This window comes from Paraflavitalea sp. CAU 1676, from assembly GCF_029223285.1.
Taxonomy (GTDB): Bacteria; Bacteroidota; Bacteroidia; order Chitinophagales; family Chitinophagaceae; genus Paraflavitalea.
On sequence record NZ_JARHUJ010000001.1, the window covers coordinates 557,041 to 569,567 of the forward strand.

The 12,527-nt window shown below is 48.6% G+C and carries 9 protein-coding genes; 4 read left to right on the forward strand and 5 right to left on the reverse strand.

The genetic code is table 11. The features are described from left to right. The first annotated feature begins 14 nt into the window (after positions 1-14). Entirely contained in the window at positions 15-1,016 is a 1,002-nt protein-coding gene (locus P2H89_RS02330; protein WP_275824875.1) for a tryptophan 2,3-dioxygenase family protein, read from the forward strand. Between the two features lie 431 nt (positions 1,017-1,447). On the opposite strand, the gene P2H89_RS02335 is transcribed toward P2H89_RS02330, so the two are convergent. The 5 genes from P2H89_RS02335 to P2H89_RS02355 all read right to left on the reverse strand — a co-directional run bounded on the left by P2H89_RS02335 (position 1,448) and on the right by P2H89_RS02355 (position 6,509). Next, positions 1,448-2,401: a transketolase C-terminal domain-containing protein gene (locus tag P2H89_RS02335; RefSeq protein ID WP_275824876.1), complete on the reverse strand. Its 954-nt coding sequence runs from the start codon at positions 2,399-2,401 to the stop codon at positions 1,448-1,450. Positions 2,402-2,439: 38 nt separating this feature from the next. Beyond that, positions 2,440-3,495, reverse strand: a complete 1,056-nt coding sequence (gene galE / locus P2H89_RS02340) for a UDP-glucose 4-epimerase GalE (protein ID WP_275824877.1) — start codon at positions 3,493-3,495, stop codon at positions 2,440-2,442. Positions 3,496-3,726: 231 nt separating this feature from the next. Beyond that, a complete protein-coding gene (rfbA, locus tag P2H89_RS02345) occupies positions 3,727-4,599 on the reverse strand; it encodes a glucose-1-phosphate thymidylyltransferase RfbA (protein WP_275824878.1) in 873 nt (290 codons plus the stop codon). A 184-nt stretch (positions 4,600-4,783) separates the two neighbouring features. After that, entirely contained in the window at positions 4,784-5,800 is a 1,017-nt protein-coding gene (locus tag P2H89_RS02350) for an inorganic phosphate transporter (protein ID WP_275824879.1), read from the reverse strand. 79 nt (positions 5,801-5,879) lie between these two features. Next, the gene (locus P2H89_RS02355; protein ID WP_275824880.1) at positions 5,880-6,509 is read right to left on the reverse strand and encodes a DUF47 family protein; all 630 of its coding nucleotides are present in this window, start codon (positions 6,507-6,509) and stop codon (positions 5,880-5,882) included. Between the two features lie 235 nt (positions 6,510-6,744). On the opposite strand from P2H89_RS02355, the gene P2H89_RS02360 reads away from it, so the two are divergent. The 3 genes from P2H89_RS02360 to P2H89_RS02370 all read left to right on the forward strand — a co-directional run bounded on the left by P2H89_RS02360 (position 6,745) and on the right by P2H89_RS02370 (position 12,469). Beyond that, entirely contained in the window at positions 6,745-7,965 is a 1,221-nt protein-coding gene (locus tag P2H89_RS02360) for a porin (protein WP_275824881.1), read from the forward strand. Positions 7,966-8,183: 218 nt separating this feature from the next. Continuing rightward, complete coding sequence (locus P2H89_RS02365; RefSeq protein ID WP_275824882.1) at positions 8,184-10,982, forward strand: TonB-dependent receptor; 2,799 nt, start codon at positions 8,184-8,186, stop codon at positions 10,980-10,982. Between the two features lie 26 nt (positions 10,983-11,008). Further along, positions 11,009-12,469 carry a hypothetical protein gene (locus P2H89_RS02370; protein ID WP_275824883.1) on the forward strand — a complete coding sequence of 487 codons (1,461 nt, stop codon included), beginning with the start codon at positions 11,009-11,011 and terminating at the stop codon, positions 12,467-12,469. Positions 12,470-12,527 lie beyond the last annotated feature (58 nt).

The following is a 12,527-nucleotide window of genomic DNA, read 5'->3' on the forward strand; positions in this document are numbered from 1 at the left end:
ATTAACTACTATCCATGTCAGAAGGTGTACACTACAGCGATTACTTACAGCTTGAAAAAATACTGGATGCGCAAGCGCCCGAGAGTGATAAGCTGAACCAGCCGGCACATGATGAAATGCTGTTCATCATCATTCACCAGGCCTATGAACTTTGGTTCAAGCAATTGTTGTATGAAGTAGATTCCGTAGCGGCGATCATGAGGAAGCCGGCCGTGAATGATAATTCGCCCGAACTGCAAACAGTGGTACACCGCCTGTCGCGGGTGGTTTCGATATTGAAAGTACTGGTACAGCAGATCGATATCATGGAAACCATGACACCCATGGACTTCCTCGATTTCCGCGATATGCTGCGCCCCGCCTCAGGCTTTCAAAGCTGGCAGTTCAAGATACTGGAGGCCAAGCTTGGATTGAAATACCAGCACCGCTTTGGGCAGGAATACTATATCTCTCAATTGCGTCCGGCACAGGTTGAGTTGATCAAGCAGGTAGAGCAGGAGCGTTCTTTTATCGAGCTGCTGAACGACTGGCTGGAGCGTATGCCTTTCCTCGACGAGGTAAAAGACTTTTGGAACAATTACCGCAATCTTTATACTACGAGCCTGGCATCTGCAGAAGCAGAGAATAAGGCTTTCTTCGACACTGTATTTGCCGATGAAGCAGCCGGCGGCGACCGTAGGCTGAGCCCGCGCGCCTGCCGCGCAGCGCTCTTCATTATGCTGTACAGGGGTTATCCCATCTTACAACTTCCCTTCCAGTTGCTCAACAACCTGCTCGAGATCGATGAGCAGTTAAGTACCTGGCGTTACCGCCACATGAGTATGGTGCACCGTATGATCGGCACCCGCATCGGTACGGGCGGCAGTACAGGCCGAGATTACCTCAAAGGAGCATTGGACAAACATTACATTTTTGCAGAGATCGCCCGCCTTACCAGCTTCCTCATCGAAAGGAGAAAGCTGCCAGCACTGCCCGCCGATATGGAACGGCGCCTGGGTTTTGTGGGCGGAGCGTAGTTTTAAGCAGTTAGGCAACCTGGCCGTGGCCCCGCTTTACACGTGGCCCGAAATTCCTTTGGTTGGTGCGGGAATCGTATCCTAAGGCGCCGCACAGTGCCCGAAATAGCACCGCAAACTGCCTCCACATGGCCTGCGCCCCTATATGCGACAGGCCCTATATTGCACCGGCCTTGTACCCTATCCAGGCGATATTTGATAGATACCGGTGAGGCCACTCGTGAATAGCCGGTGAAGTATCTGTGAAGCATCCCCGGGTGTGAACCGAAGGAAGGGCTCTATATATCCTCTATAAGTGCTCTGTAGAAGCTCTGTAGGTGCTCTATAGTTTTTGCTATATTACGATTCCTGTGATATGTTTGGCGCGCATCAATACAGCCATAAAAAAAGGCCGGCCAACCGGCCAGCCTTCCTATAGAAAGTAGTTCTGTTTATTTTCTTTTCATCACCTTCTCTGCCGCTGCTACGATATACGGCGTATCCAATCCGTATTTCTTCAACAGTTGAGTGGGGGTGCCGCTCTCACCGAAGGTATCGTTGGTGCCGATGTATTCGATGGGGATGGGCAGGTGACGGGCAGCTACCTGGGCTACTGAATCGCCGAGGCCGCCGATGATGTTGTGCTCTTCTACAGTTACTGCGCATCTTGTCTTTGTGATCGACTTGAGCACTGCTTCTGTATCGAAGGGCTTGATGGTGTGGATGTTGATCACCTCTACGCTGATGCCTTTCTCCTGGAGGATAACGCCAGCTTCGATGGCTTTCCATACCATGTGGCCGCAAGCGAAGATCGATACATCGGTCCCTTCTGAGAATACCTGTGCTTTTCCGATCACAAAGTCTTCTACCTTGGTGAAGATAGGCCATACAGGACGGCCGAAGCGGAGGTAAACAGGCCCCTGGTAGTCGGCGATGGCGAGGGTAGCAGCCTTGGTCTGGTTGTAATCGCAAGGAACGATCACTGTCATACCGGGCAGCATTTTCATCATGCCGATGTCTTCGAGGATCTGGTGGGTGGCTCCATCTTCACCGAGCGTAAGGCCGGCGTGGGATGCGCATATCTTTACATTCTTACCAGAGTAGGCTACAGACTGGCGTATCTGATCGTACACGCGGCCGGTAGAGAAGTTGGCGAATGTGGTAGTATAAGGAATTTTACCGCCAATGGTCAGACCAGCAGCTATACCGATCATATTGGCTTCTGCGATACCGCACTGTACAAAGCGCTCGGGAAATTCTTTGATGAACTGGTTGAGCTTTAATGAACCTGCGAGATCGGCTGTCAGTGCTACGATGTTGGGATTTTTGCGGGCTGCTTCTGCAATGCCATCGCCAAATCCGCTTCTTGTATCTTTTTGCCCGGTGGGCTGTATCTCTTTCAGCATGGTCAAAATTTGGTGGTGCAAATATATAGCCTTCCTATTTAATTCAGGTCGGCGGGTTTGCTCTGGAAGAATTTTTCGTCGGTTTTCAATTTCTGCTCCCATTTCCAGGCAGTCAGCAGCATGTCTTCTAACGAATACTTCAGTTTCCAGCCAAGGGTTTTGACGGCAAAGTCGTTGTTGGCGTAAATGGCTATTACATCTCCGGGACGGCGGGGACCAATCACGTAATTGAGGTGAACGCCACTCACTTTCTCGAATGTTTTGATGGTTTCCAGTACGGTGAAGCCATTGCCGCTACCGAGGTTGAACACTTCGCAACGCTTGGTGTTTTTACCCGATTCTACCAGTTTGATGGCGAGGGTGTGCGCGTGGGCAATATCGCTCACATGGATGAAGTCGCGTACGCAGGAACCGTCTCTGGTATCGTAGTCATCGCCGAACACCTGCATCAGCGGCAGTTTGCCGATGGCGGTTTGGGTGATGGCAGGAACGAGGTTGGCAGGTTTGCCGATGGGTAATTCGCCGATCGAGATAGAAGGGTGAGCGCCCACGGGATTGAAATAGCGCAGCAGCACGCACTGGGTGCTGTTGGCCTTGGAAAACTCATTGATGATCTGCTCCCCCATTTGTTTGGTGTATCCGTAGGGAGACTCCGCGGGTTTGGGTGGTGTTGTTTCGGTAACCGGGATTTTATCGGGGTTGCCGTATACTGTGCAGGATGAAGAGAAAACGAAGTTGGGTATATTGAACTCCTGCACACATTTGAGCAGGTTGATCAATGATACCAGGTTGTTCTCAAAGTACATCAGTGGCTGCTCTACCGATTCACCTACTGCCTTATAGGCGGCAAAGTGAATGATGCCGGAGATGTCTTCATTTTCCTGGAAAATGGCAAAAGTGTCGTCGAAATTGCAAAGGTCGACTTTATAATTCTTGATCTTTTTGCCGGTGATCTTTTCAATGCCTTCGAAAATGCGGGGGTTGGAGCGGGAGTTATTGTCTACTGAAATAACCTCATATCCGTTTTCCACAAGGTCTACAATGGTATGCGAACCGATATAGCCACATCCGCCTGTAACAAGAATTTTGCTCATCGTCTGGTAATGGTGAGTGGTCAACCTTCAACGCTTGCCGCAGTTTTGACGGGAAACCGCGTCCTATGACAGCGCATTGAAGCTGTAATGACCTGTTTGATAATTATTTTTCTAAACAGTTTAATTAAACTCCTATAGGGGGTACGGTATTGTTCAGGAAGTGAATATGGCCGCAAATTAGTATTAATCGTGCAAAATCCTTGCAGTTGATTTCAGTTATGCGTGTATTCGTTATTCACTTTTCTCGCTCAACACGTTCATCAGGTACTGGCCGTAGCCGCTTTTCAGCAGTGGCTGGGCCATTGTTGTGAGTTGTTCTTTGCTGATAAATCCTTTGCGGTAGGCTATTTCTTCAATGCAGGCGATCTTAATGCCCTGGCGTTGTTCTATAACCTGCACAAACTGAGAAGCCTGCATGAGCGAATCGAAGGTGCCGGTATCGAGCCAGGCGGTACCACGGTCGAGGATGGAGACTGTGAGCTTCTTCCTGTTGAGGTATTCCCTGTTTACATCCGTGATCTCGTATTCGCCGCGGGGGCTGGGTTTCAGGTCGCGTGCAATCTGCACAACATCGTTATCATAGAAATAAAGTCCGGGTACTGCGTAGTTGCTTTTGGGTTTCTCCGGTTTCTCTTCGATGGAGATTACCTGCTTATTCTTGTCGAATTCCACTACACCGTAGCGTTCGGGATCACTTACGTGATAAGCATAAACTATACCGCCATCGGGAGTGGTATTCTTTTCGAGCTGTGCGCCGAGGCCCGCTCCATAAAATATATTATCGCCCAGTACAAGGGCTACGTTGTCGTCGCCAATGAAATCGGCCCCGATCACAAATGCCTGTGCGAGGCCATTGGGTACCGCCTGTTCGGCATAGGAGAATTTGAGCCCGAGCTTTGATCCGTCGCCCAGCAGTCTGCGGAACTGTGGAAGATCGTAGGGGGTAGAAATAATGAGAATCTCCTGTATGCCTGCGAGCATGAGGGTCGACAGGGGATAGTAGATCATAGGCTTATCATAAATGGGCATGATCTGCTTGGAAATGGCGTATGTGATCGGATGTAACCTTGTTCCTGAACCGCCTGCCAGTATAATACCTTTCATTAGATGTGGTTGTTAATGCGCAAAAGTCTTGGATTATTTGCCAAAATAGCAAAAAATAAAGATTTAAGGGTCCCGATTTACAATAAGTTGTTGTAAACCTTTGCCGGATGAGGCTTTAACGCAGATCGCCTGCCAGTTGTTGCTGGCAGGCGATCGAATCTCTTAATAAGCTATATGTGATGCTTTACATAACGAGGCGTACTATATAATATACAATTGCTGCGAGAATCATACTTACCGGGATGGTAAGTATCCAGGCCCAGAGGAGGTTGATGGTAACGCCCCAGCGTACGGCCGATAAACGTTTGGTAGCCCCTACACCCATGATGGCACCGGTGATGGTGTGGGTGGTTGATACGGGTATACCGAGGTGCTCGGTGAGGAACAGCGTGGCTGCACCGGCTGTTTCGGCTGCTACACCTTCCAGTGGCGTTACTTTGGTAATGCGGGTGCCCATGGTCTTTACGATCTTCCAGCCTCCGCTCATAGTTCCCAAACCAATGGCGGTGAAACAGGCGAGCGGTACCCAGTCCGGCACATGGCTCACGTTATCGAGCTTGCCACCAGCCACCATGGCGGCAGCGATCAGACCCAGTACTTTCTGGGCATCGTTACTACCGTGACCAAGGCTGAAGAGCGCCGATGATACCAGCTGCAGGCGACGGAACCAGCTTTCTGCTTTATAGGGATTGGCTTTGCGGCATAGGTTCACGATGATCAGGGTTATGACCAATGCGACGAACATACCGATAAGTGGTGCACCGAATATAAAGGCGAAGATGGGCAATACTACTTTGTAGTTGATAACAGTGAAGCCACCTTCCGAAAAGCCGCCTACGTGGGCCAGGGCAGCGCCCATAAAGCCTCCCAGCAGGGTGTGGGAAGAAGAGGAAGGGATCCCAAACCACCAGGTCAGCAGGTTCCAGGCGATGGCGGCTACGAGGGCCGAGAAGATCACCGGAAGCGTGATGAAGTGGGAGTTGATCGATTTCGCGAATGACATACCGATCTTGAATTCTCCGATCCAGTATTTGGCGATAAAGAAGGCTGCAAAGTTGAATACGGCTGCCCACAGTACCGCCTGAAAGGGGGTAAGTACTTTGGTAGAGACGATAGTGGCTATGGAGTTGGCGGCATCATGAAAGCCGTTGATATAGTCGAATACCAGGGCCAGTATGATGATGATTACCAGGAAAGTCATAATTGGTTAATTTGAAAACCTGAATTGGGTGCTCGTTTTGAAAATAGCCTCAGTTCTAAACCGGTGATTTTCAAACTAATTACGCGTATTTAATGATGATGGACTCGATCACGTTGCCGGCATCTTCGCATTTGTCGGTAACGATCTCCATAACCTGGTAGATCTCTCTTTTCTTGATCACTTCCTTGGCATCGGGTTCTGTTTCGAACAGGCGGTCGATACTCATGTCGAAGATATCATCGGCCTGGTTCTCAATGCTGTTCACCTTTACGAGGGCATCGGTGATCTGGCGCATGTTGCGCATGTTGCGGAGCTCGAATACTGCGTTCTTGATCTGCTCGGAGGCCTGTTCGATCAGGTCGGCCATTTTCTGGATGCCCTGATCGTTGGGGTTTACTTTATAGAAGTTGATCTTTTTAGCAGAAGCGAAGATGTAATCTGCAATATCATCGAGCGCAGTAGCGAGGTAGTGAATGTCTTCGCGATCGAATGGGGTGATAAAGTTGCGGCCGAGCTCGGTGAAGATCTTGTGGGTGTAATCGTCGTTCACGTGCTCCATGTCCTCGATCTGGGCGATGATGGCGGCCCTTTTGTCGTAATCAGGTTCAGTTACTACGTCTTTCATCAACTTGCCCATCTGTGCCACTGTTACAGCCACCTGTTCGAACAGTGAGTAGAAGATCTTGTCTTTCGGCATGAAAATCTTCATAATTGAGTTTAAACCCATATCCCATTATAATTTGGTGGCAAAAATAGAACTAATACCCTACTGTTAAAGTGGAGGCAAATTGGTAATAATTTCTTAACAATAGCCTTTTTTTCTCAATTTACCTTTGCAGCAATGTTATGAATCTATGAAGTTATTGTTAAGTGCACGCCGGACCGGAATTTTTATTGGATTGTTGGTATTGTCGCAAGTAGCTGAAGCACAATTCCTAATGGATATGGTGGATACAACATCCGACGTCGGCAAAGGGTTGTTATCGCTGTATAGGAAATACGATCATCTTACCATAGGTGGGTATATGCAGCCACAGTTTCAGGTTGCCAGTTTTAAGGGGGCGGAAAGCTATAATGGGGGTGATTTTGCCCCACGTTCACAAAGCAGGTTTATGCTGCGGCGTGGTCGTATACGCCTGGAGTATGCACATTTCAATGACAAGGACCAGCCCTCCGTGCAGTTTGTTTTCCAGTTCGATGGTACGGAGCGGGGGGTTAATATCCGTGATTTCTGGGGGCGTGTGTATGAAAATAAGTGGCAGCTTTTCACTTTTACCACGGGTATGTTTGCCCGCCCGTTCGGGTATGAGGTAAACCTGTCCTCCTCGGACCGGGAATCGCCGGAGCGTGGCCGCATGTCGCAGATCCTGATGCGCAGCGAGCGTGACCTTGGCCTGATGGCTTCCTTCGAGCCGCGCAGGCGCGGGAATTTCTGGAAATACGTAAAGCTTGATGTGGGTGCATTTAACGGCCAGGGATTGACGGGCCCGGGTGAGTATGACAGTTACAAGGACCTTATCAGCCGGTTCAGGATAAAGCCATACCCGGTTAGCAAAAAACTTTCAGTGTCGGCCGGACTTTCTTTTCTGCAGGGAGGGTTCATTCAAAATACCAAGTATGTGTACAACGTAAAAGATGTGTCGGGTAAGAAGGAGTTTGTCGTCGATTCTTCGGATGATAACCTGTTTGATGAAGCGCCAAGGCAATACCGTGGGGCCGACATGCAATGGAAACTCACGCACAAATGGGGCGCCACGGAACTGCGCAGCGAATATTGGTGGGGCACTCAAACGGCTACGGCCTTATCGTCGGAAACACCAGGGCTATTATTGACGACTCCTTATTATGTTAGAAAATTCAATGGAGGCTTTTTCATTCTGCTGCATAATATCGTTAACAGCAAGCATCAGTTGGGCGTAAAGTTCGACTGGTACGATCCCAATACCGATGTAAAAGGTAGGGAGATCGGTGCACCAGGTACGCATCTATCCATTGCCGATATCCGTTACGATACCTGGAGCTTTGGCTATAACTATTATATCACCGATCACCTCAAGATGTTTGTGTGGTATGATGTGGTGAAAAATGAATCGACCTTATTGCCCGAATACACCAGCAACCGCCGTCCCAATGTGTTCACCTGGCGATTGCAGTTCAGGTTTTAATGGAAGGCGTCACAATACTTGTCTTGAAGGAGCGATTTTGGTCGCTCCTTCTTCATTTGGGGCCTTTGGTAACATTGACGAAACATTGCGGTAACATTGACGTAACATTCGCTTAACATTGGAGCTGCAAACAGGGCCAGTTAATGATTCCTTAACATTGCAGTAATATGGCGGTAATATGACGCTGATACTTTTGCCCGCACATTAAATAGACTGTTGTGAGCAAAAAGTACGCCCTATTAGTGGTATTTATATTTGTAGCTTTTGTTTCCTTCGCCCAGTCCGGTAAGATTGCCGGTAAGGTCCTTAACAGTAAGAATGAACCCCTCCAGGGCGTATCGATCAAGATCGCCGGTGCTCCGGGAGGTACAACTACGGATGTTGAAGGACGGTTTTCCCTTACACTCTCTACTGGTAAAAAGTATGAACTGAATTTTACGGCTGTAGGATATGCTGCCAAGGTGGTGAATGATGTGGAGGTTACTGCAGGCCAGGTGAATGAACTTTCCATTATCATGGAGCGCGGTGGCGCAGAGCTGGGTGCCGTAACGGTGACCAGCCGCCGTACGGCGGCCCGCCTGGAATCCGTTAATGCGGTGATCGCCTTTCAAAAGAATACAGGCACCGTTGCTTCTGTCGTTTCTGCTGAAACGATCCGCCGCTCTCCCGATCGTAACACAGGTGACGTTTTGAAAAGAACGCCCGGTGCGAGCTTGCAGGAGGGTAAATTCCTGGTGGTTCGTGGTTTGGCCGACAGGTATAACCAGGCGATGCTGAACGGCATTCTCCTCACCAGTACCGAGCCCGATCGCAAGACTTTTTCGTTCGATCTGATCCCCGCTCCGATGATCGACAATATCGTGATCAACAAAGCCTTCCTGCCGGAGTATCCCGGCGAGTGGGCCGGTGGTTTGATCCAGGTGAATACCAAAGACATTCCTTCTCAATCGTTCCTGAACGTGCAGGTGGGTACCGGTTTCAATACCCAAACCATCGGTAAGGACTTTTATAAAGCAAAAGGTGGTAAATGGGATTGGCTGGGTATCGATGATGGTACCAGAGGTTTACCTCCCGGCTACACGACCAAATCCGACTTCGACATTTTGACGCCCGCTGAGAAAACGGCCTTAGGCAAGCAAATGGCGAATAACTGGACTGCTACCAGTAACAATGCTCCCCTCGACGTTTCATTCCAGGCCAATGGCGGTTTTGTTTCCAAATTGTTCAAGAAAACCGTGGGAGGCACTTTCGGTGTCACTTATAATAAGCGTAACAGGTATATCGATATGTTGAACCAGCGCAACAGCATTTTGGGTTCTTCCGTATCGAAAAATTATTCTTATGATGACGATCGTTTTACACAGGATGTACTGGCTGGTGCGCTGGCGAGCCTGAGTATGCAGATCAATCCCCGCAACAAGGTGTCGGTGAAATCGATCATCAACGTAAACTCCACGAACTATTTCACCAACCGTTCCGGTCTGGATTTCGATCGTGGCAACGACGTGAGAGCTTCTGAAATCACTTTCAAGCAAAATACTTTCTTTACCACCCAGCTTAGTGGTGAGCATACGCTGGTTGCTCCCCTGCGTTTAAAATGGTATGGCGCCTTTAATATCCTGGATGGCTATATTCCCGATCAGCGCAGGATCGTTTACGCCCGCAATACAGGTACAAACAATCCTTACGGCATGCTGGTGGCCAACTCACTTTCTCAGGAAAGTGGTAGCCGCATCTTCCAGAACCTGAGCGACTATATCTATACTGCAGGTGGCGACCTTACTTATAACTTCGACCTGTTTGGTCAACGCCAAACTGTAAAGGGTGGTTATATGTTGCAAATCAAAGATCGCCTTTACGATGCGAAACTGTTTGCCAACTATCTGCCCCGCGACAATGCTTCTTTGCGTTTGTTGCCTGCCGACAAGATCTTTGCACCGGAAAACTTCGGTGATGGTGCTCCCAACAGCACATTGTTTGCTTTCGATGCGATCAAGGGTAACTCTTTCCGCTACCTCGCCAATACCATCCTGAATGCCGGTTTCATCCAGTTCGACAACCAGCTCAGCGACAAGTTCCGTGTGGTGTGGGGTGTGCGTGTTGAAAACTATGACCAACTGGTGGGTAGCGTTAAAAAATACGATCCACGCCATACTCATAGCGAGGTGCTCGACTGGCTGCCCGGTTTGAATGCTACCTATAAATTAAATGACAAGACGAATCTCCGCCTGTCTGGTTCACAAACCGTGATCAGACCCGAGTTAAGAGAGCTTTCTTTCCTCAACCTGTATGATTTCGAGCTGAATGCTTCTGTACAGGGTAATCCTGACCTGCAGCGTACCAAGGCTACCAACTTCGATCTGCGTTATGAACTGTACCCAAGAGCTGGTGAAGCCATCACTTTCGGTGTGTTCTATAAGAACTTCGATAAAGCCATCGAGCAGATCTATAACGAAGGCAGCGGTGGTGCGAGCACATTCAATTTCCAGAATACCGATAAGGCCGAAAACTACGGTGTTGAGTTGGAATTCCGCAAACGCCTCGATTTCATCACCAGCCTGAAGAACTTTACGCTGACTGCCAATGCCGCTTATATCAAGAGCCGGGTACAGGCAGATATACAGGGCGTAAAGATCGACCGGCAGATGCAGGGTCAATCGCCCTACCTGCTCAACCTCGGTTTGAACTATGACCTGCAGAAGCATGGTTTCAACGCAACCTTGTTGTTCAACCAAATCGGGGAGCGTATTTACCTCGTGGGAGATATCAGTGCCGGTGCCGGATCACCTGACATTTATGAGGCGCCTCGCGCTGTACTGGATTTTCAAATGGCTAAAAAGCTGTTGAAGAATAAAGGTGAGATCCGCCTGAATGTTACAGATATCCTGAACCGTACTCAATACTTTTATCAGAATGCAGAAAGCAAGGACACTTTCCAAAAGAACAAAGATCCTTACCGCTTCACCAGAACATTCGGTACATCTATCGGTGTGACTTTTAACTACTCTATATTATAATCTCTTTAAAATACAAATACAAGAATATGAAAAAGAAGATTTTTTTTCTCGCCGCATTTTCGGCACTTATCATAACAGGCTGCCGTAAAATAGAGATGGACGGAGAAAAAGAAGTGATCATTGTACCCGGTGGCGGAGGCGGTAACAACGGCCAGACTATTACCCTGAAAGGCCGTATCGATGCCGATACCATTCTTCGTAAAAACAACACTTATATCCTGAGCGATAAAGTGTACATGGTAGGAAATCATACCATGACCATTGAAGCGGGCACAACGATCAAAGGTGCTTATTCAGGTTCTGAAGTAGCTGTATTGATCATCAGCCGTGGTTCTAAGCTCGTGGCTAACGGCACTGTAGACAACCCAATCGTATTTACTTCCAACTCACCCAATCCTGCTTCAGGCGACTGGGGTGGTATCATTCTCTGCGGTAAAGCAAGCATCAACACTTCTTTTGCCGGTACTGGTGGTGGCGTAGGTATCCTGGAAGTAGAAGGTGGTGTTAACAATGCCAATGGTGATGCTTTGGCCGGCGGTGGTGCAACTCCCAACGACGACGACAGCTCTGGCGTATTGAAATATGTGCGTATTGAATATGCCGGTTACGCTTTCCAACCCGATAAAGAAGTTAACAGTCTTACTATGGCTGCTGTAGGCCGCAAAACTGTGATCGATCACGTACAGGTTGCTTATGCCAAGGACGATGCTTTCGAGTGGTTTGGTGGCACTGTAAACTGTAAATACCTGATCGCTTACAAAACGCAGGACGATGATTTCGATACCGACAACGGTTTCAGCGGCAGCGTTCAGTTTGGTTTGATCGTTCGTGATTCTGCCATTGCCGACGTTTCCAAATCAGAAGCTTTTGAAAGCGATAATAACGTTAACGGCGACGTTATCAATCCACAAACAAAGGCTGTATTTTGTAACGTATCAGCTTTTGGTCCGCTGGCTACTTTGAGCAATGTGGGTAACAGCAACTTCCTGGGTTCTGCTGCCCAGATCAGAAGGAACTCGTCTATCTCTATCTTCAATACTGCTATCGTTGGCTGGCCTTCTGGTATCGAGATCAGTGCAGCGACTGGTAATGCTACCGATAAGAACATCACTGCCGGTACGCTGCAATTGAGCGGCATCGTAATCGCTGGTTGCAGGAAGCCTGTTGTATATGTCGACAAATCTACTCCCACCGGTTATTCTGAAGCTCTTTTAACAGACTGGTTCAAGGAAGCTGGCCGCAAGAACCAAATTTTGAATACTGTAGACGAAATCCGTTACACACGTCCTTTCGATTACAACAATCCAGATTGGGTTCCTTTCGGTAACTCTACCCTGGTACTTGGTACTCAAACCAAACCAAATACCTACTTCGAAGATCCGATCCTGACAGCACGTATGCCTTTCATCGAGAAAGTTGACTTCCTGGGTGCTATCGCCCCAGCTGGTGCCTATGCAAACTGGCACAAAGGATGGACAAAGTTCTAAGGTCTTCGTTAACCAATATATACATCAGGGCCGCTCTTACAGGGCGGCTCTTTTTATT

What these genes read in the sequence shown, in the direction of transcription:
- P2H89_RS02330 (WP_275824875.1), top strand. Translation starts at nt 15, where the DNA reads ATGTCAGAAGGTGTACACTACAGCGATTACTTACAGCTTGAAAAAATA.
- P2H89_RS02335 (WP_275824876.1), bottom strand. Translation starts at nt 2,401, where the DNA reads ATGCTGAAAGAGATACAGCCCACCGGGCAAAAAGATACAAGAAGCGGA.
- galE (WP_275824877.1), bottom strand. Translation starts at nt 3,495, where the DNA reads ATGAGCAAAATTCTTGTTACAGGCGGATGTGGCTATATCGGTTCGCAT.
- rfbA (WP_275824878.1), bottom strand. Translation starts at nt 4,599, where the DNA reads ATGAAAGGTATTATACTGGCAGGCGGTTCAGGAACAAGGTTACATCCG.
- P2H89_RS02350 (WP_275824879.1), bottom strand. Translation starts at nt 5,800, where the DNA reads ATGACTTTCCTGGTAATCATCATCATACTGGCCCTGGTATTCGACTAT.
- P2H89_RS02355 (WP_275824880.1), bottom strand. Translation starts at nt 6,509, where the DNA reads ATGAAGATTTTCATGCCGAAAGACAAGATCTTCTACTCACTGTTCGAA.
- P2H89_RS02360 (WP_275824881.1), top strand. Translation starts at nt 6,745, where the DNA reads ATGGTGGATACAACATCCGACGTCGGCAAAGGGTTGTTATCGCTGTAT.
- P2H89_RS02370 (WP_275824883.1), top strand. Translation starts at nt 11,009, where the DNA reads ATGAAAAAGAAGATTTTTTTTCTCGCCGCATTTTCGGCACTTATCATA.